General features: G+C 42.9%; 19 protein-coding genes. 9 read left to right on the top strand and 10 right to left on the bottom strand.

Annotated elements, in window-relative coordinates:
- Window positions 1-180: 180 nt before the first annotated feature.
- From FTV25_RS03445 to FTV25_RS03460, 4 genes are all read right to left on the bottom strand, one after another.
- The gene (locus FTV25_RS03445) at window positions 181-624 is read right to left on the bottom strand and encodes a copper resistance protein NlpE N-terminal domain-containing protein (protein ID WP_180002220.1); all 444 of its coding nucleotides are present in this window, start codon (window positions 622-624) and stop codon (window positions 181-183) included.
- Between the two features lie 82 nt (window positions 625-706).
- Entirely contained in the window at window positions 707-1,969 is a 1,263-nt protein-coding gene (locus FTV25_RS03450; RefSeq protein ID WP_180002219.1) for a serine hydrolase, read from the bottom strand.
- A 59-nt stretch (window positions 1,970-2,028) separates the two neighbouring features.
- The gene (locus tag FTV25_RS03455; protein WP_180002218.1) at window positions 2,029-2,883 is read right to left on the bottom strand and encodes a MaoC/PaaZ C-terminal domain-containing protein; all 855 of its coding nucleotides are present in this window, start codon (window positions 2,881-2,883) and stop codon (window positions 2,029-2,031) included.
- A 189-nt stretch (window positions 2,884-3,072) separates the two neighbouring features.
- Window positions 3,073-4,464 (bottom strand): 3-oxoacyl-ACP reductase, encoded by a 1,392-nt coding sequence (locus FTV25_RS03460; protein ID WP_004783922.1) that lies wholly within the window; start codon window positions 4,462-4,464, stop codon window positions 3,073-3,075.
- 240 nt (window positions 4,465-4,704) lie between these two features.
- Here FTV25_RS03460 and FTV25_RS03465 point away from each other — a divergent pair, with 240 nt between their 5' ends.
- Window positions 4,705-6,222 (top strand): acetyl-CoA C-acetyltransferase, encoded by a 1,518-nt coding sequence (locus tag FTV25_RS03465; RefSeq protein WP_180002217.1) that lies wholly within the window; start codon window positions 4,705-4,707, stop codon window positions 6,220-6,222.
- A 97-nt stretch (window positions 6,223-6,319) separates the two neighbouring features.
- On the opposite strand, the gene aceI is transcribed toward FTV25_RS03465, so the two are convergent.
- A complete protein-coding gene (gene aceI, locus FTV25_RS03470) occupies window positions 6,320-6,751 on the bottom strand; it encodes a chlorhexidine efflux PACE transporter AceI (RefSeq protein WP_180002216.1) in 432 nt (143 codons plus the stop codon).
- A gap of 94 nt (window positions 6,752-6,845) precedes the next feature.
- Between aceI and FTV25_RS03475 the strand changes: the two genes are divergently transcribed.
- The 4 genes from FTV25_RS03475 (at window position 6,846) to FTV25_RS03490 (ending at window position 10,825) form a co-directional block, all read left to right on the top strand.
- Window positions 6,846-7,736 carry a LysR family transcriptional regulator gene (locus FTV25_RS03475; protein ID WP_180002215.1) on the top strand — a complete coding sequence of 297 codons (891 nt, stop codon included), beginning with the start codon at window positions 6,846-6,848 and terminating at the stop codon, window positions 7,734-7,736.
- 89 nt (window positions 7,737-7,825) lie between these two features.
- Complete coding sequence (gene tal / locus FTV25_RS03480; RefSeq protein WP_180002214.1) at window positions 7,826-8,797, top strand: transaldolase; 972 nt, start codon at window positions 7,826-7,828, stop codon at window positions 8,795-8,797.
- Window positions 8,798-8,879: 82 nt separating this feature from the next.
- Window positions 8,880-9,539 (top strand): leucine efflux protein LeuE, encoded by a 660-nt coding sequence (gene leuE / locus FTV25_RS03485; RefSeq protein WP_180002213.1) that lies wholly within the window; start codon window positions 8,880-8,882, stop codon window positions 9,537-9,539.
- Between the two features lie 110 nt (window positions 9,540-9,649).
- On the top strand, window positions 9,650-10,825 hold the full coding sequence (locus FTV25_RS03490) for a benzoate/H(+) symporter BenE family transporter (RefSeq protein ID WP_180002247.1): 1,176 nt from the start codon (window positions 9,650-9,652) through the stop codon (window positions 10,823-10,825).
- Window positions 10,826-10,842: 17 nt separating this feature from the next.
- On the opposite strand, the gene FTV25_RS03495 is transcribed toward FTV25_RS03490, so the two are convergent.
- The 3 genes from FTV25_RS03495 to FTV25_RS03505 all read right to left on the bottom strand — a co-directional run bounded on the left by FTV25_RS03495 (window position 10,843) and on the right by FTV25_RS03505 (window position 12,480).
- Window positions 10,843-11,187, bottom strand: coding sequence for an SMR family transporter (locus FTV25_RS03495; protein WP_180002212.1), 345 nt, complete (start codon window positions 11,185-11,187; stop codon window positions 10,843-10,845).
- Window positions 11,188-11,253: 66 nt separating this feature from the next.
- Window positions 11,254-12,258, bottom strand: a complete 1,005-nt coding sequence (locus FTV25_RS03500) for an alpha/beta hydrolase (protein WP_166135016.1) — start codon at window positions 12,256-12,258, stop codon at window positions 11,254-11,256.
- Between the two features lie 78 nt (window positions 12,259-12,336).
- Window positions 12,337-12,480: a hypothetical protein gene (locus FTV25_RS03505; protein WP_166135019.1), complete on the bottom strand. Its 144-nt coding sequence runs from the start codon at window positions 12,478-12,480 to the stop codon at window positions 12,337-12,339.
- Between the two features lie 53 nt (window positions 12,481-12,533).
- Between FTV25_RS03505 and FTV25_RS03510 the strand changes: the two genes are divergently transcribed.
- Window positions 12,534-12,977 (top strand): universal stress protein, encoded by a 444-nt coding sequence (locus tag FTV25_RS03510; RefSeq protein WP_125279008.1) that lies wholly within the window; start codon window positions 12,534-12,536, stop codon window positions 12,975-12,977.
- Between the two features lie 125 nt (window positions 12,978-13,102).
- The gene (locus tag FTV25_RS03515; protein WP_104425970.1) at window positions 13,103-13,549 is read left to right on the top strand and encodes a universal stress protein; all 447 of its coding nucleotides are present in this window, start codon (window positions 13,103-13,105) and stop codon (window positions 13,547-13,549) included.
- 41 nt (window positions 13,550-13,590) lie between these two features.
- Here the strand turns inward: FTV25_RS03515 and FTV25_RS03520 are convergent, their stop codons facing one another.
- Window positions 13,591-13,800, bottom strand: coding sequence for a hypothetical protein (locus FTV25_RS03520; protein WP_004783945.1), 210 nt, complete (start codon window positions 13,798-13,800; stop codon window positions 13,591-13,593).
- 209 nt (window positions 13,801-14,009) lie between these two features.
- Complete coding sequence (gene pepN / locus FTV25_RS03525; RefSeq protein ID WP_180002211.1) at window positions 14,010-16,619, bottom strand: aminopeptidase N; 2,610 nt, start codon at window positions 16,617-16,619, stop codon at window positions 14,010-14,012.
- Window positions 16,620-17,301: 682 nt separating this feature from the next.
- Between pepN and FTV25_RS03530 the strand changes: the two genes are divergently transcribed.
- Window positions 17,302-17,559, top strand: coding sequence for a hypothetical protein (locus FTV25_RS03530; RefSeq protein ID WP_004783954.1), 258 nt, complete (start codon window positions 17,302-17,304; stop codon window positions 17,557-17,559).
- Window positions 17,560-17,727: 168 nt separating this feature from the next.
- Window positions 17,728-18,888 (top strand): hypothetical protein, encoded by a 1,161-nt coding sequence (locus tag FTV25_RS03535; protein ID WP_179992448.1) that lies wholly within the window; start codon window positions 17,728-17,730, stop codon window positions 18,886-18,888.
- Window positions 18,889-18,917 lie beyond the last annotated feature (29 nt).

Consider the following 18,917-nt stretch of genomic DNA (forward strand, 5'->3'; position numbering starts at 1 on the left):
GATTTAAATCAACTATCTCGAAGCTGTTTGCTCCATTTTTATGCCTGACTAAAATATCAGGATAGTTTTAGTATATTTGAAAGATAAAATATCTATTGAACTTCCATCTATTTAAGCAGATTAATACGATCTTAAAAATGAAAATTTCTGATCGAAGATAAAGGATTGGGTTGAATCTGTTTAAGCGAATCGCCCTAAAATAAAATCACTCTGCATCTGGTAACGTTTACCGCTTTTGTCTTCGCGGATTTCCAGCACACGCTCTTCCAGATCAATATACAGTAAATTACGAGTCGCTACATTCACCAGCTCAATTTTCTGATGAGAATCATCTTGGAAACGAATCGGGCCACTAAAGGTTTCCACCTCATTATGACCACTCAGGCTTTCACGTTCTAAAGTATAAGTCTGATCTTCATGCAGGGTTAGCATGACCGCCATACCTGGACAATCATCACAACGGGACAAGCAGCCCATACAAGGAGTTGTACCCTGATACTCTCCCGCCCATGCTGGAATCTGTGCCTTGGCTTCAACAATAGTATTTTTAGCTGACTGGGTTTGATCCTGACAACCGAATAAAGCACCGGTTGCCACTAAGGGAATCAGTATTACTTTTTTCATGGCTTCATTTCGCAGCACTGGAATTTGCCACAAAATAGCATATTTTAAATGACTGACTAAACTCCAAATCAAGGATATTCAGTTAGCGCCAGCCTTTTCTTCCCGTCAATACCGCATCAGCACAGCGCAAAGTTTCCTGCGTCAGCCCCCAAAGACGGTAATCTCCAGTTAATGAACCTGTTGGGAAGTTATGGGTATAGGCAAAACTTAAACCGCGTTCCGGATCACACCAGGCACCAGAACCGTTAAAGCCCATATGACCAAAACCTGTAGAGGCTTTACCCAATGTCAAAATACGGTGATAACCCAGACGCCAGTGCATTGGCACAGGCATCACCCGATCACGACGGGTATATTGCACCTGGCTTAGTCGCTGGAATACTGGAGGTGAAATCAACTGCTGGCCTTGCCAAGCACCGTGATTGGCCAACATCGCATAGATTTTTGCCAGACTGTCTGCAGTAAAGACGCCATTAGCTGAAGGAATAATCGCCTGTAATCCCTCATCACTAAAGAAGCTAAAATTCTTCATGCCTTTAGGAATCATGCCATCCTGAAAATCTTGTGGACTCTGACCACTCCAGACCAGAGCACGCTCCATTAAACCGGGTTTGCGTGTAACTACTCTTTTGCCTTTAGAAGATTGAGATGCAGATTTTGCTTTAAAGATCGGTCGCGCAACTCGAGGCAGTTCATCCAGCGGCACACTAAAATAGGCACCATTTAATTGCAGAGGCTGAACTAAATATTCCTGCATTAATTGGCCTAATGATTTACCGGTTGCCTTTTCCAGTACTCCCCCCACCTGCCAGCCAAAAGTCAAAGGTTGATAAGCGGCATCAGTCGTGGTCTGAAAACGTGGTTCAGCTGCCGCGATCCGCTCCAGCATGTGTGACCAGTCAGCCATTTCAGTGGCATCATCAATGATATTACGGATATCAAACAAACCACTTTGATGGCTCAGCATATGTGCCAAAGTAATCGACCGTTTACCTTTCTGGGCAAATTCAGGCCAGTATTCTGCAACTGATCTGTCATAGTCCAGATAACCTTTACTGACCAGAATGTGTGCCAATGTCGCCAGTACACCTTTGCCAGTGGAATAGCATAGTGACATGGTATCGGGCTGCCAGTTTTCTGTGGCAGACTTCTTTCCGGTATAAATATCGACAACTTTTTGTCCCTGAAAATATACGACAAGTGCTGCACCACCCTGTTCAGTACGTGCATCCTGTAGGCGGCTAAACTGACGAGCAAGGTCGCGAAAACGCGCATCCACATTGCCCTGATAATTATGCTGATCAGCAAACAGATAATCTTTGATTGGCTGCATCATTCTATCCATAGAATTTTGATCCCTTAAAATAAAAAAGCCTAAATCGAGTTTAGGCTTTTGATTTAGATTTAAATTGCTTTTACATGACCAGTGACATGCGGCTTCTGGTTTTTGCTGTTCCGGATCAGGAAATCTGTATCATTCGCTGCTTGAGCGGTCAGGAACTCAACTTTAGAGGGTAAGTACATCGGCAACTTGAACCAGACATCGGCTTCATATGCATCTGGCAATGACAGATTAGCCAGCGCTTTGGCTTTGCTCCACATACCATGTGCAATTGCCTGTTTAAAACCAAAAGCCTTCGCTGTAACAGCATGAATATGAATCAGGTTAAAATCACCTGAGGTCATGGCATAACGGCGGCCTGTATTTTCTGAAATTTTCCATTCAGTATTCAGCTTATAGTCCGGCGCTTTACTTTCTGCCGGTTTTTCAGCCGCTTTAGCATCAGTCTTTTGACGTGAAAGATAAGTCGTTAATGCCTCAACGACGACTTCATTGCCTACTTTGACTGTGGTAATAAAATCAAACTGAACACCTTTGTCATGAGGCTGTAACTCACCAAATTTGCATGACAGGGTTAAAGTCTCATTTACACCGACTTTACGGTACTGCTTGACCTGATTACGGATATGTACCAGTCCTAAAATCGGGAACGGAAATGCTTCCGAGGTCATCATGTGCATTTGCAGACTTTGAGATAGCACGGTCAAATAAATAGCTGGAATATAACCATTATTTTTAAAGCCACATACTTCATTATAGGCTTTTAAATGTTTCTGATCGACCTTGAATGAATCCACCACATATTCAACTTGCGGCAGAACTTTTTCAGCTTTCGGCTTTTTAAAAATCAAGCCTTGAATCACTTTTGGATAGGCTAAATAAGGTTTTGGAAGTTGACTAAAATGGCGCGTATTCATACTGAACCTTTGGAAATATTATCTTTATAAAGTGACCTCTCCTGAGCATACTTCAATCATTGTATGAAAGTGAAGCACTGGAGAGGTTTTGAGAATTCTTGGAATTTTCTCTTTAGAATTTTAATCTCCCTGAATTCCCCTTTAAAAGGGGGCTTCTCCTCTCTTTAAGAGAGGTCGGGAGAGATTCCATTAAGCCCCTAATAGGCTTTGACCACAGACACGAACCACGTTGCCATTTAAACCTGTTGAAGCCGTAGAAGCAAACATGGCAATTGTTTCTGCAACATCTACAGGTAGACCACCTTGGCTCATTGAGTTCATACGGCGGCCTGCTTCACGGATTGCAAATGGAATCGCAGCCGTCATTTGTGTTTCGATAAAGCCCGGTGCAACAGCATTAATGGTTATACCATTTTTTAAGGTTGGTGCTGTAAATTTCACCACACCAATCACACCCGCTTTAGACGCTGCATAGTTGGTTTGACCCAGGTTACCTGCAATACCTGAAATTGAGGATACACAGATAATGCGACCATTGGCATTTAGACCATCGTTGGAGATTAAATAGTCATTTACACGTTCAATGGCAGACAGGTTGATGTTAATCACCAGATCCCATAGCTCAGGCTTCATATTGGCCAAAGTCTTGTCACGGGTGATACCGGCATTGTGCACAATAATGTCCAGACCGCCTTGCTCAGCTGCTGCCGCTTTGATTTTCTCACCTGCATCTGCAGCAGTAATATCGATGGCTAAAGTTGAACCGCCAATTTCACCGGCTACACGGTCAAGGTCCGCTTGCTGCTGCGGAACATCCAGACAGATAACATGTGCGCCATCACGTGCCAATACATGAGCAATCGCTTCACCAATACCACGGCTCGCACCGGTCACTACAGCAGTTTTACCCGCTAATGGTTTAGTCCAGTCCACATCCACTTTTTCAGCAGGTGAAACACGGATCACCTGACCAGAAACATAGGCAGAACGTGGAGAAACTGCAAAACGTAAAGCAGACTCAAGGTTTGCTTCAGCACCGGCATCTACATAGATCAGGTTCGCTGCAATACCCTTTTTAAACTCTTTACCCACAGATTTTACAAAACCTTCCAGTGCGCGTTGAGCAATTGACTGACTGACTGATTTAGCAGTTTCAGGCGTAGTCCCCACAATCACGACACGGCCAGAACTTTGGATTTGACGCGCAATCGGGTTAAAGAAATCATAAAGTGATTTTAACTGTTCTGAATTTTCGATTCCTGAAGCATCAAAAATGACAACTTTGAATTTTGATTCTTTATCGCCCGGATTAAACGCGCCCAGATTCAGTCCAGCCGATGCAGCAGCCTGTTGCAGTTCAGCATTGTTACCTGCATAACTATTGGCATGAATATTTGCCAGAACCTGAGCAATAGCACCAGTCAAGGTACTTGCCGGTGCTGCTCCAAACAATACCGCACCTTTGACAACTGGTGTAGCAGACTCAAAACGGTCTAAAGAAGTTGGGGATGGCAGACCCAAATTTTTAATGACAAATTTACCAATAGGAGATTTTGCAAAAGTTTGGTACTGATCAGTCATGTTTATTATCTCTCATACAAATTAATTTTTGGTTGATCTAAAGTTATCCTTAAACTTCAGTATGATGCCAGACACTTATATTTCAATAGATCTACCAGTTTCCGCCCAATCATACTTGAGATAACAGGCAGATGACTTGACCTAAGCGCAGTCTGTAATGTCATTGTAGTCAATACAGCCTATCTTCTTCTATGCTAATGTAACCGCCAAGAAGACGATCTATTTGCCTGGTAAAGCCTTATGAGCAAAACAACTCAAGATAATCCAGCAGTCGAGAACTCTGCGACAGAAACTGTGTCAAAACTATCAACGCGTAGCAAGCGTAGCACTAAAAATCCTGATACAGCCAATGCCGCAGAAAAAAGTCCGGCTAAAACCACACGTACACGCAGTACATCTGCACGTACCAAAAAAACGACTTCAAGCCAACAAGATTCAGCATCTATAACACAGACTTCTGTTCAACAGGAACCAAACATGAGCCAAAATACAGTTCGCCGCGTTGCTATTATCGGTGGTAACCGCATTCCATTTGCACGTTCTAACGGTGCTTACTTTACGGCATCCAATACTGATATGTTCACAGCAGCCCTGAATGGTCTGGTTGAACGTTTTAACCTTCAAGGTCAACGCTTAGGTGAAGTGGTTGCAGGTGCTGTACTGAAACACAGCCGCGATTTCAACATGACTCGTGAATGTGTACTAAATACTGCTCTTGCACCGGAAACCCCTGCTTATGACATTCAGCAAGCATGTGGTACTGGCCTTCAAGCGGCCTTCCTGGTCGCGAACAAGATTGCTCTAGGTCAAATCGAAGTGGGAATCGCAGGCGGTGTAGATACGACTTCTGATGCACCAATCGCTTTCGGTGATGGCTTACGTAAAGCATTACTTGAGCTGAACATTGCGAAAACGGCGAAAGACCGTTTAAAAGCCCTGACTAAAATCAATGTGAAAGACCTGATGGACGCACCAAAAAATGGTGAGCCACGTACTGGTCTGTCTATGGGCGACCATCAGGCGATTACTACACTGGAATGGGGTATTTCCCGTGAAGCGCAAGATGAGTTAGCTGCTTCTTCACACCAGAAAATGGCAGCAGCCTATGAAGAAGGTTTCTTTGATGACCTGGTGACTCCATTCCTGGGTCTTGAACGTGACAACAACTTACGTCCAGATTCTTCAGTTGAAAAACTGGCGAAACTAAAGCCTGCTTTTGGTAAAGGTGATGCACGTACCATGACAGCGGGTAACTCTACTCCACTGACTGATGGTGCATCTTGTGTGCTATTGGCTTCTGAAGAATGGGCTAAAGCAAATGGTCATGAAGTACTGGCTTACCTGACTTTCCAGGAAACTGCTGCAGTTGATTTCGTAGAGAAGAAAGAAGGCTTGTTGATGGCACCTGCTTATGCAGTTCCTCGTATGCTGGAACGTGCTGGTCTGAAACTTCAAGATTTTGACTACTATGAAATTCACGAAGCATTTGCATCGCAAGTACTTTCAACGCTGAAAGCTTGGGAAGATCCAAAATTCTGTAAAGAACGTTTAGGTCTGGATGCTCCACTAGGTTCAATTGATCGTGCCAAGCTGAACGTAAAAGGTTCTTCTCTTGCTGCAGGTCACCCGTTTGCAGCAACTGGCGGTCGTATTATCGCAACTGCAGCAAAACTGATTAACCAGAAAGGTTCAGGTCGTGTACTGGTTTCGATCTGTGCAGCTGGTGGTCAAGGCGTAACAGCAATTATTGAAAAATAATCCAAACCTCATATAAAAAAGCCGCTCTTTATGAGCGGTTTTTTTATTGCAATATTATTAGCGAAGTATTTGAGGATTACTCTAGTAAAGACTCAAGTTAAGTTTTTCGGTAGTCTGGTTCCAGCCCCATTTTGGCCTCAAGGTGGTCATAGCACCACTGGAAGATAAAGGTATACACCAGAATACATAGTGTCATCGCCAAATCCAGAAGAAAAGCCTGCGCCAGACCGATCTGTAATGCATAAGCTACCATCGGAATCGTCGCCAGCATCAAACCACCCTCAAATCCAATCGCATGAGCAATCCGCACTTTGATGGTTCTTTTCAGACGATGTTTGGCTTCAAACTTTTCAAAATAATGATTAAACAGCATATTCCAGAACATTGAAGTCACAGCCATCGCAATTCCGAGAGCGCCTGTGACCTCAAGCGGCATATGCATGAGCGTACTCAGTAATATGGCAATTACCACCAATAAAATGCCTTCATATAAGGTGGCATGAATCAGTCTTCTTTTCGAAATTAACATTTCAGTTCATCAAGTCAGGAGATAAAAGAATTTTATTTCTTTAAATTTGATTATTCGAGTTAGAATCTATCAATAAAAATGAAAGATAGAATTCATGAATATTAATCAAGAACAGCTACAGATGTTTAAACTGGTTATGGAAACTGGCTCCTTCTCTGCTGCTGCGCGTAAACTTGGTAAAGTTCCTTCTGCAGTGAGTATGGCCATTGCCAATCTAGAAATTGATCTTAATCTGGTGCTATTTGAACGCATTGGCCGTGAGCCAAAACCAACTGCACAAGCGAAAGTACTGTATGAAAAAACTGAGCAGCTTTTGGTTGAAATCAACCAATGGAAGCAACATGCCCTAGCACTTAGTTCAGGTCTTGAATCTGAACTGAATATTGTGGTGGTGTCTGAATTACTCCATACCCGCTGGACCGATTATATCGTTTTGCTGGAACGGGAATTTCCAGCCCTGCAAGTTAATGTCTTTAGCGCACCTCAAGAAGATGCTCATCGCATGCTGTTTGAAGGTTCAGCGCAGTTAGCGCTGATGTTTGAACGAGAACAGCTGGAAACCCGGGAACAGTTTATAGAATTAAAACGTGAGGTACTGGTCGCTGTGGCGGCCAAACAACATCCATTAAGTCAATTTCACCAGGTCAGCTATGAACAGATTTTACAAAACCGACAGATTGTTGTTGCCAGTCGTGATCGTAGCATTAAGCCAGAACTGCTCTTTTCCCGGAATTACTGGCGCACTGATAATCATCATTCAGCCTGCAGCATGATCCAGCAAGGTTTGGGCTGGGGCGTGCTTCCCTTAGAAATGATTAATGAACAGCCACATTTGCAGGAGCAGCTACAGATCTTGCATCTGCTCGATTTCACCCCAAAATTTGAATATTTTGTCGATCTGGTCTGGAGCCGGGAAACTCGACTGGGTACAGCTGCTCATTTTTTGATTAATCACTTGCGTCAGCAGCGAAAAACCGACCATTAATCACAGAAATTCAACGACAGTCTACTTGGTAAGAGGATGATTTATGATATATAAGAATGCATAAGCAATAACCATAGAACTAGATCGTAATGACATTAACTGCATTAAACCAATTAAAAAACTTGACGACTATTGTGGCAGATAGCAGTGATTTAAGCGCAATTGAGAAATTTCGCCCTCTGGATGCAACCACAAATCCATCTCTGATTACTGCAGCAGCGAAACAACCTGAAAATCAGGCATTGATTGAAGCAGCTTTTCAACAAGCCCAGCAAGAAGGCTATGTGAATAATGCCCTGATTGAACGCACGATTGATATTTTGACCGTCAAATTCGGTGTTGAAATTTTAAAACTGATTGAAGGTCGTGTTTCGACTGAGGTGGATGCTTCCCTGTCTTTTGATACTGAAGCGACCATCGCCAAGGCTAAAGAATTACTCGCGCTGTATGAGCAATATGGAATTAATTCTGACCGCATCCTGATTAAGATCGCATCAACCTGGGAAGGCATTCAGGCAGCGAAAGCACTGGAAGAAGAAGGTATCCATACCAACCTGACCTTATTATTTGGTCAGCATCAGGCTCATGCCTGCGCTGATGCCAAAGTGACTTTAATCTCACCTTTTGTCGGCCGCATTCTAGACTGGTACAAGAAAGCGGAAGGTGTTGAGTCGTATCCGATCGAAAAAGATCCGGGCGTACTCTCAGTGAAGCGCATTTATGAATTCTATAAAGCGCATGGGATTAAAACTGAAATCATGGGGGCAAGCTTCCGTAGTATTGAACAGGTCCTGGGCCTCAGCGGTTGTGATCTACTGACTGTCGCACCAAACTTGCTGGAACAACTGGAAAATGATCAGCGTGAAGTTCAGGCTCAGCTTTCAGCCAAAGATATTCAATCTCAAGGTGAACTGAATCCAATCAGTCATGCCGATTTTGATGTGCAACTGAAACAGGACCAGATGGCCAGTGAATTACTGCAAGGTGGTATCGATGGCTTTATCAAAGCCCGTGAACAACTGGCGGCTTTATTAAAGGAAAGTTTTTTGAGCACCACCTAAATTCACAGCGAATTTATAGAATTTCTCCAGGCCGATGTTGCTATAATGCCGCATCGGCTTTTTTCATTTTTGCGAGTTCTTCGTGTTTGGTATCACAGATCTAACGACCTTTATTATTGGGACAACGTTAATTGTGTTACTGCCGGGGCCGAATTCCCTCTATGTCATGTCAATTGCCTCTCGTTTTGGCATCAAGACCGGTTATATGGGTGCCTTAGGGGTTTATACCGGTGACTTGATTCTGATCCTATGTACGGCGTTAGGCGCAGCCTCTCTACTTCATGCGTTTCCCGTGCTGTTTATTGCCCTGAAAATTATTGGTGCTGTTTATCTCAGTTATCTTGGGATCAAACTGATCATTGCCGCCTATCAGACTTTCTTTCCGAAACAGTCGTCACAATGTGTTCAGATTAAAAAGGCTACTTCTGAAACTGTCGAGTCGATTCAGCCTTTCCGTACAGCATTAACAATCAGTGTTTTAAATCCTAAAGCGATTCTGTTCTACCTGTCTTTTTTCGTGCAGTTTGTTGATCCTGTTTACCCTTATCCGGCACTGACTTTTGCACTCTTGGCTTTAATCCTGCAACTGATCAGCATGACCTACCTTTCAATCCTGATCTTTTCCGGGGTCAAACTCGCGAGCTATTTCAACCAGAATTATAAATTGACGGCTGGCGGGGTTGCTTCAGTAGGAATTCTCTTCTGCGGGTTCGGAATTAAACTGGCGACTTCAACCTTCTAAAAATTAGCAGCTTTCTGGCAAGAGCAGCGCTTTCAAAAATTGTTAAAAACATTGTGTTGATATATGAAAAGCGTATGATTTAAACGCATTTAAAAATAGTGTCATGGATGATGCCTAAACTTTTACAAGATCTCTCCTTTCCTGCCATCATGGCGGGTTTTATTACCTGCATGATTGGGATCAGCGTATCCGCCGTACTGGTCATTGAAGCAGCCCAAAGCCTGGGTGCAAATGCAGCGCAAATCAGTTCCTGGTTATGGGCACTCGGTATAGGTATTGGGGTTTCCGGCTTGCTGCTTTCCTGGAAATATCGCTATCCGATTTCCACCGCATGGTCGACAGCCGGTCTGGCGTTAATTATTGCCTCCGCAGGCCATTACAGTCTGGCCGAAGCGATTGGCGCTTTTCTGATTTGCGGCATCCTGATTGCCTGTCTGGGATTTTTCGGAATATTTGACCGGATTTTTCAGTTTATTCCGCAAAGCTTGACCAGTGCCATGCTGGCTGGTGTCTTGCTGAAATTTGGTATTTCAGTATTTGGCAGCCTGCAACAATCCTGGAGCTTTGTGCTTACCGTACTGGCCATTTATCTCATTTCCAAAAAACTGAGTACCCGTTATAGCATTGTCATTACTGTGCTGCTTGCAATTGCACTCTGTCCGTTCTTTATCGATTTTACGCTTCCACATTTGGACTGGAGCATCGCTCAGCCTGTATGGACCACACCAGAATTTAGCCTGCAAGCTATTTTAGGACTGGCTCTTCCGCTGATGGTGATTAATCTGGCATCGCAATATTTACCAGGCCTGGCTGTAATTAAAAGTTATGGCTATCCACCCAAGGTGAATCCAATTTTAGGCTGGACGGGCCTCACTCAGGCACTACTCGCTCCCTTTGGCTGTTTCAGTGTTAATCTTGCCGCGATTAGCGCAGCAGTCAGTCTGGATGCACAGGCACATCCTGATCCGGCTAAGCGTTATATCGCAGGTATGAGCTGTGGTCTGTTTTATATCCTGATGGGTTTCTTCGCTGCGACCCTGACCAGCTTATTGATGGCTTTTCCAGGTATTCTGATTACGGTTCTGGCTGGCATTGCCCTGTTTGGCACCATTGGCCATAACATCGCACTGGCTTTTCAGGACAGTCATGACCGGGAAGCCGCACTGATGACCTTTCTGTTCAGTGCATCCAATATCCAGTTTTTTGGAATAGGTTCAGCTTTCTGGGGCCTACTGCTTGGTTTGATGGTTTATTTACTATTTAGGCTTAAACCTCAGCTGGCTTAGACTTATATCTATCTCTTTTAATGTCCTGCCGTTTGAGAAAACAGATTAATGACCACTACACCGGAAATAATCAGGGCAATACCAATAAAAGCAGGAAGATCCAGCGCCTGCTTAAATACAATATAACCGACAATGGCCGTGAGAATGATCCCGACACCGGCCCAGATCGCATAAGCAATGCCTAAAGGAATCACCTTAATCACCTGAGACAGCAAATAAAACGCGATACAGAATAAAACAACCACCGCTAAAGAAGGCCACAAACGGGTAAAGCCTTCAGATTTCACTAGAAATGTAGATCCAGTGACTTCAGCAATTATAGCCAAACCCAATAAGAGATGTGCCCAAGTTGCAGGATTCATTTTTTCACTCTCCAAATTTATCTTTCCTAGACCAAAACTTAGTTATGGTCTTAAGAAATAAATTTTTTATAAGTTTATGTTGAGGGGCGAAAGCTGATGCAAAAAATCCAGCGTCTTGATAAAAGTCTGCTGACTTTCTTTCTTGCCCATAAAGAACTGATATTCATGAATCAGCCAAGCTTTAGATTCGGGATAAAAAACTTCTGTTACTGGAACCTGCTGCGCTTTTAAAGCTTTGATAAAAGGCAAGGATTGGGTGTCGGTCAGAAAATCCTTGTTGCCCCCGCTAATGAATACTGGCGGATAAGATGGCGTAATATACTGGATTGGAGAAATACGTTTTAGAAACTCGGTATCATTTTTACGATCCCCTGTATAGGCCTGAATCAGGCTATATACTCCCCACTCTACGATCTTCATTTCATCAGGTGCGGTACTGGCAAATGACTCCAGGTCATAAATACCGCAGTGCAGAATCAGACCTTTAAGCTGGGATGGTTGCAGATAAGGCTGAAAATTAGATTGTTTGGCGAAGTCTGGATTTGTTAGAAGCGCAGCATAATGGCTGGCCATATTCGCTCCGGCAGAATCTCCGGCCAGATATAAATTTTCGGCATCAATCTGGTATTCGGCTGCATGTTGAGTAATGAACTCCAAGGCCTGATCAATCTGATGTAACTGGCTTGGATAAATGGCTTGAGGTGCAAACTGATATTGGACCGATACCACGTTATAACCTTGCGCAGCCAGAAGTTTAAAATAACCTCGGGCATGTTCTTTTGAACCAGAAATCCAGCCACCACCATGAATCCACACAATAGTTGGTTGAGGGCCAATACTTTCGATATTTTGTGGTTGATACAGATCCAGAGATAGTTTTTGCTGCGGTTCATAGACAATATTCTGATGCACGATGACCGAACCTGGTGCATAGCGATCCATCACCTTTTGCTGCATCCCTGTGGTCAAATTAAAAGCACTGGCAATGACCCGGCTGTTCTGTACAGTATTTTGACAGCCTGCCAGAATAATTGAACAGAACAACAATAAATGAATAGCAAAAAACCTCAAAACCTTCCCCCTCGATCAGCCCAAAAATAAGCTCAGGCAGTTTAAACCATCCCCAGAAAAACAGCGTCATTTATCCTGTTATTTTTGATCAATAAAACCTGAATCCCTAGTTTTTTGCTCTGTTTTTTCTTTCATCAAATCTCTGCATTTATGTGAAAATACCTGTAATTTAAAGATTTTTTGCCATTTTTCAGCTTTTTGCAATTGCACCCATGGGTACATTGTGCTATCAATAAATCAGAGCGTAAAAAACACACAACATACGGAGAAAAATCATGGCTTACCAACATATTTTAGTCCCAGTAGACGGTTCAGATATTTCCTTTTCTGCAGTTCGACATGCAGCCAAAATTGCCAAGGCATTTGGCAGTAAACTTTCCCTGATTAGCCTGATTGCAGAAGACCCTTTTACTGAAGCTGACTTCTACTACAGTTCAACGATTATGAAAGAGTATTTTGCTCAGGCTCATGCCAATGCAAAAAATGCCCTAAAAGAAGCCACTGCAATTGCAGGCAGTGAAGGTATAGAAGCAGATTCCCGCATTGTGACTGGCCTGGTGAATGCCGAACATATTGCTGAGACTGCAGAGGAAACCCAGGCTGATCTAATCGTCATGGGTTCACACGGCCGTAAAGGCTTCCAGAAAATGATTCTGGGCAGCTTTGCACAGGATGTTCTTGGCGCCAGTCAAATTCCGGTGTTAATCGTTAAAAAATAATCTGATTTGCGCATCTTCAAGGTGCGCAATTTTTTCAGGCAGTGTTTCTGTCTGAACCCTTCTACAGTAAACCTCCATTTTCTAAATGATCATTTCACTGCATATTCTAAAAATGAGGAAGCACCATGCAAAACTATGAACATATTCTTGTCGCACTCGATGAATCCTCGATGTCCTATGCTGCAGCTGAACATGCCCGTGAGCTGGCCAAAGCTTTTAATAGTAAGGTGACATTGGTCAGTATTATTGCTGTAGACCCATTTAAAGGCGTGGACTTTTATAAGGTTGCTCCCGCAGTCACTGACTATTTCATGCAGGCAGAACAACATGCACTGGATCTTTTAAATGAGATCAAGGCAAATTTTGTGCATGATGGTACCCAGGTCACGACCAAGATCATTCATGGTATGGCACCTTCTGAAGGAATTCTTCAGGCAGCGCAGGAAGTTCCGACCGATCTGATTATCATGGGATCACATGGCCGTAAAGGTCTGCAAAAACTGATGCTGGGCAGCGTGGCACAGAATGTCCTTTCCCAGTCCGAGATTCCGGTATTGATTGTGAGACCTTAACGTAACCCAGACAACAAAAAAGCCTGCGATGCAGGCTTTTTTTAGCGAACTTTTTGATTCAGTTCGTTCAGGAAGAGTTCAGCATCCAGCTGGCTATTAAATACTTTTTTGTATTCTCCAGCTTGCTGAATAGAATGCGGTGTATATTGAAGGGAGATTTCAAACAGACCAGTCGCAGCATTTCTGCTGACATGAACCGCAATAATATGCCGAGTATTTAAATAAAAACCATCTTCGATTTTCACTAACATCTTGAATAAGACCTCTAGTATATCAATTTGAAGATTTCTTCATGTTTAATAGAAAAGTATAGTTTTACTTTCCTGTCTAGCCTCTTACTGTAAACCTTTTATGTGACTGATTTCACATTATAGTATTTTAAATGCGATTAAATTCACCATTTAAAATAAGTCAATAATAAAAAGCCGGATCAGTTGATCCGGCTTTTTACATAACGATCTTATACGCTTAACATGCTGTTCAATGTCTCTGAGACATTTTTCGATTTCACCTGTGGTTTTAAAGCTTCAAGTTGTGCTTTGACTTCACTGCGTTGTGGTTCAATCAGGGTATACCAGCGTGAAAGCACCTGAAGTAGACGTGAACCGACAATCGGGTTTTTCTGATCCAGATATTTCGCCAGCTCGATATAATGCTGCACACCAAAGCTCCAGGTATTGACCGGATTGGCATTCAAACCGCCACTCACCGCACGGATACGGTTTGGCACTTTCAAGTCATAATCCGCATGCTCAGTGAGTGCTTTAATTGTTTCTGCAGTCGCTTTTGGATGAGCTGCTTGCAGCATGAACCATTGATCCAGTGCCAGTGCTTCATCTTTAAAGCGGTTATAGAAATCATCCAGGAATGCTTTAGCTTGAGGTGCATCATTCCATACCAATACACGCAAGGCCCCCAAACGTTCAGACATATTGCCTGTGTTTTGGTATTGCTGCTCTGCCAGTTCAAATGCACTTTCATCACCTTGACGTGCAATCAGCATTAGCATGATATTTTTCAGTGCACGAACACCCATCGCCTGAGAGAAATCTGACTGCAATTCAGGATCCAGACCCAGATAGATTTCTTTAGCTGTTGCTCCAAAAGCACGTGCCAATTTATGCAGCAAGGCATCACGTTTTTCTTGGATCATGGCCGGATTGTAGTCTGTATCAATCCGGCTACCCAGGTAACCTTCTGCCGGTACATCAAATAAGCGTGAAGCCAATAGCGGATCTTTTTGAATCAGATCAGGTAAGGTATTCAGCATTGCCTCGATATAGATTTCAGAAGGTTGATCATCCAGCAGAATGCGTTCTAATAAAGTCTGGGTCGCTTGCCACTGGTTAAAACCATTGGTTTCATATTGCAACAGGAACGCCAGTTCTTGTTCAGAGTAATCGAAATGAAGATCAACGGGTGCAGAGAAGTTACGCAGTAAAGAAACAATCGGCTTGCTGGTTATACCGCTAAACTCGATGGTCGCTTCATCTTGATCAAACAGATATACCCCATCTTTGACGCCATTTTCAAATAAGGCATCAGAGTTCAGGCTCAGCTGCTCGCCTGTAGCCGCATCAAACAAGGCCAAAGCCACTGGAATCGGAACAGCTTTCAGATTCGGATATTTCGGATGAGCTTTCAGGCTTTGCTTAAAGCTAAGACGATAAGTTTGTGCATCTGCATCATACTCACCTTTTGCGACCAGTTTCGGTGTACCTGGCTGGTTATACCAAGTCAGGAAGTTCGATAAATCTACCCCTGAACCGGCAGTCAAGGCAGCCACCCAGTCTTCAACCGTTACGGCCTGACCATCATGACGGCGGAAATACTCATCTGTACCTTGACGGAATTTTTCTTTACCGAGCAAAGTCGCCATCATACGGTTAATTTCTGCACCTTTTTCATACACGGTCGCCGTATAGAAGTTATTAATTTCTACAAAATGATCCGGACGCGGTGGATGCGATAAAGGGCCAGAATCTTCCGGGAACTGATGCGCTTTCAGGACTGCAACATCATCAATACGTTGTACGGCAGCAGATTGTAGATCTTCAGAAAAAGACTGATCACGGAATACGGTCAAACCTTCTTTCAGACACAGCTGGAACCAGTCACGGCAAGTAATCCGGTTACCCGTCCAGTTATGGAAATATTCATGGGCAATCACTGATTGCACACGCATGATGGCAGCATCAGTTGTATATTCTTCATCAGCCAATACACATGAGGTATTGAAGATATTCAGACCTTTGTTTTCCATCGCACCCATGTTAAATGCGCTGGTTGCTACGATCATATAATTATCAAGGTCGTATGGCAGACCATAATGCTCTTCATCCCAACGCATGGAATGTTTCAACGCTTCCATCGCGATTTTGCATTTTGGAATGTCTTTTTCTTCAGCATAGATTTCTAGTGCCACATCACGACCCTCTGATGTGGTATAGCGGTCTTTCATCACTGCCAGATCACCGATTACGCAGGCAAATAAATAGCTCGGCTTTTTGGTTGGATCTTGCCAAAGTGCATAGTGACGGTTTTCATCCACTTCGCCGGTTTCGATCAGGTTACCGTTAGCCAGTAGAACCGGATACTTTTTGTCAGCTTCGACACGAGTGGTAAATACAGACAATACATCTGGGCGGTCTGGATAGAACGTAATTTTACGGAAACCTTCCGGTTCGTTCTGAGTTACGAATAAATCTGAACTGGCCTGATACAGACCTTCCAGCATGGTATTGCTTTCTGGATGAATCTTGACCACTGTTTCAATAGTCGCCTGATCTGGAGCATTGCTAATCACCAGTTGCTCAGCATCCAAAATATAATCTGATGCATTTAGTGGCTGACCATTTAACTGGATCGATTGCAGTTCCAGGTCACGACCAAGCAATACCAGATCACCTGCTGTTTGGCGCTGCATCTCCAGTTTGCTGCTGACCAGCGTATGATCGTCATAGACTTGAATATTCAGGTCGATTGAATCTACAACAAAAGAAGGTTTTTGATAGTCTTTTAAATAAATGGTTTGATCTGCTTCGATCACCGGATTCGCCGCGATATTCATATAATGTCCTGATCCTTTATTGCACAGCTTCTAAGGCAAAAGATTGTCAATGCATTGATCATACGCCTTGATCTTGAACCTGTCTGTGCGTTTCATTTGTATTGTATATGGGAATAATTACTGATCTTTTCAATTGAGCTACATCAAAATATACGATAATCGCCTTATATTTGCCCGATATCTAAAATCCCCATCTCTAAAACAACTTAAAGATAAAATAAAAAAAGCTTTCATCTGCACTGTATGATTCCTCTATGCATGATTCCTGCACATGCAAAGTATTATTCCAATATGAAAAATTACTGCCTGGGTTCAGGACAACCTTATATCTAATTTAGATGCTGGGCGCTGCAAAACCTGACTTCTAAAAGATTAAGTTCTGGTTAATCTGCGTTCCAAATTTCATTTTAAATGCACAAATGACATGCACCAGTTTGAATGCATTTTGCATCACCCAACAGCAATGGCAGGATTCAAAGAAAGATATATGCCAAGTTTTCGGCTAATATCATATTTTTTTACATTTTCTTATGTGCTTGATTTAAAAATATATAATTTATGATTAATAGCAATTCCGAAATATTGATTAAAAAATGAGCATAGTTTTTGCTACAGTTTAAGTGTGTTTTCTCCAAGCGCAAAGACTCCAAGAATAACGACAACAAAGAAATTGAGGTGAGCTATGTATTTAAAACAGCATGTGGTACGGATTGAAAATCTTAAAACACTTCAGGTTCTGGATCAGGCCAATATTGATCATAAAGTTATTGCCCTGTTCATGAGTTCTGAAGGCGTTCAGCTACAGGCGCATGAGGTCAGTGCGATTCTGAATACTTATGATGCACTCGGTGCCAAAAAGGTTCCATCCAAAAAAGTGCAGGCGTTGATTCAAGCGAAACATCAAGGAGAGGAAGACGAAACATTACCCTGCCCCGTTTAAAAACGATGATCCAGTTTTCTTGAATACAGGGCTACTTCGGTAGCTCTGTTCGTTTAAAGGCTCTCTTCTTCTGAAATCTGCTTTATTAAAAATATTGTCAAATGACGCGTGACTTTGATGAGCTGTGTATAATCGCAGTTTCTCTTTATTCTGGAGTTGTGCGCAATCATGGTATTCAACGTTCTGCAAAAACAGCTTGATGAAAGTACGCAGTGCCCACTATGTAAGGCCTCCATGTACTGGATCGAGGCAGAACAGTATGATCAGGACATTACTTATCATGAATGCAGCCACTGCCAGCATCAGCTCTATACCGACCAGAAACATAACTGTTATTGCGATCAGTGTCTGGCTCAGCGTAAACGTATGCTGAAAGAAGTCCGTTTACAGGAAAACCGGAAATTTCATAAAAAACAGGATCGGCATGAATATGAGCTCAATCAGCTCAGCTTTATTAATAAACTGTTTCTGCTCTCGATTCTGGATGAACAGGTTCAGGAACATAGCCAGCATCAGGAATATATTGACTGGCATGCCATTAAATATTATTCCATCAGCCCGAATTACCTGTATCAACATGGTCTGGTCAAAAATCTGCTGAAAGACCAGATTCTAGTTCCTAGAGATATTCAACAAGAGAATCAGCAGTACTATATTAATGTACGTCTGGATGGCTATTCTGAGCCAAGCCTGTTTAGTATTACCCAGCAATTGCGTTACTGGTTCTATGAAAATCTGAGCAAAGGCGTACCTTTTAAAAGTGCGGATGAAGTCAAAGATGCACTGTATTGTCTGCTGTATCAGGAAGTCATTCAATTCGCTCAGTTCTATTGCCGTAGCTGGGGTATCCAGATTGCGGGCAATCAAAGTTTTCAGGCTTTCTGCTATCGCCTGCTCGATGTTTTGGCTGTGGGACAGATTTATTATCTGGTGCAATCGGCCCTCGAATATCTGTATCAGCAGAAAGCTTTAAAACCACGAAATGAAAATTTCATTAATACCAATTTACTGAAAAAGACCCTACAGCAATATCGGGAACGTTCAGTGAATGAAAAATGGGAAACCTCTATCCTGCCTCGCCCACCGCAATTGCCTTTGAGCAAAATGAGCAGCATCCTGTTTTTCCGTTTCCTGGGTTATGATGAAAATATTTTCTTCCAACCGGTCTGGCGTTCATGGCAAAAGATTGAACCACGCCTGAAATTTTATTCACAAAAACGCTGTATGCATTGCGGCTCACAAGAGCTTACTGTTGAATATGATGCCAGCGATTATGTCAGCCTGTTATGCCGTAACTGCAAACATCAAGACCATTATTTTACCCGCTAAGCATTTAGCAGCCCTATTCATATTTGAAA

The organism is Acinetobacter sp. YH12249, from assembly GCF_013417475.1.
Taxonomy (GTDB): domain Bacteria; phylum Pseudomonadota; class Gammaproteobacteria; order Pseudomonadales; family Moraxellaceae; genus Acinetobacter.

Excerpts from the sequence above, each read along its gene's own strand:
- FTV25_RS03495 (WP_180002212.1), bottom strand. The coding sequence starts at position 11,187 with ATGAATCCTGCAACTTGGGCACATCTCTTATTGGGTTTGGCTATAATT.
- aceI (WP_180002216.1), bottom strand. The coding sequence starts at position 6,751 with ATGTTAATTTCGAAAAGAAGACTGATTCATGCCACCTTATATGAAGGC.
- FTV25_RS03520 (WP_004783945.1), bottom strand. The coding sequence starts at position 13,800 with ATGTTAGTGAAAATCGAAGATGGTTTTTATTTAAATACTCGGCATATT.
- FTV25_RS03460 (WP_004783922.1), bottom strand. The coding sequence starts at position 4,464 with ATGACTGATCAGTACCAAACTTTTGCAAAATCTCCTATTGGTAAATTT.
- FTV25_RS03515 (WP_104425970.1), top strand. The coding sequence starts at position 13,103 with ATGCAAAACTATGAACATATTCTTGTCGCACTCGATGAATCCTCGATG.
- pepN (WP_180002211.1), bottom strand. The coding sequence starts at position 16,619 with ATGAATATCGCGGCGAATCCGGTGATCGAAGCAGATCAAACCATTTAT.
- FTV25_RS03475 (WP_180002215.1), top strand. The coding sequence starts at position 6,846 with ATGAATATTAATCAAGAACAGCTACAGATGTTTAAACTGGTTATGGAA.
- FTV25_RS03455 (WP_180002218.1), bottom strand. The coding sequence starts at position 2,883 with ATGAATACGCGCCATTTTAGTCAACTTCCAAAACCTTATTTAGCCTAT.
- FTV25_RS03490 (WP_180002247.1), top strand. The coding sequence starts at position 9,650 with ATGCCTAAACTTTTACAAGATCTCTCCTTTCCTGCCATCATGGCGGGT.
- FTV25_RS03510 (WP_125279008.1), top strand. The coding sequence starts at position 12,534 with ATGGCTTACCAACATATTTTAGTCCCAGTAGACGGTTCAGATATTTCC.
- FTV25_RS03505 (WP_166135019.1), bottom strand. The coding sequence starts at position 12,480 with ATGTACCCATGGGTGCAATTGCAAAAAGCTGAAAAATGGCAAAAAATC.
- FTV25_RS03450 (WP_180002219.1), bottom strand. The coding sequence starts at position 1,969 with ATGGATAGAATGATGCAGCCAATCAAAGATTATCTGTTTGCTGATCAG.
- FTV25_RS03445 (WP_180002220.1), bottom strand. The coding sequence starts at position 624 with ATGAAAAAAGTAATACTGATTCCCTTAGTGGCAACCGGTGCTTTATTC.
- tal (WP_180002214.1), top strand. The coding sequence starts at position 7,826 with ATGACATTAACTGCATTAAACCAATTAAAAAACTTGACGACTATTGTG.
- FTV25_RS03465 (WP_180002217.1), top strand. The coding sequence starts at position 4,705 with ATGAGCAAAACAACTCAAGATAATCCAGCAGTCGAGAACTCTGCGACA.
- FTV25_RS03530 (WP_004783954.1), top strand. The coding sequence starts at position 17,302 with ATGTATTTAAAACAGCATGTGGTACGGATTGAAAATCTTAAAACACTT.
- FTV25_RS03535 (WP_179992448.1), top strand. The coding sequence starts at position 17,728 with ATGGTATTCAACGTTCTGCAAAAACAGCTTGATGAAAGTACGCAGTGC.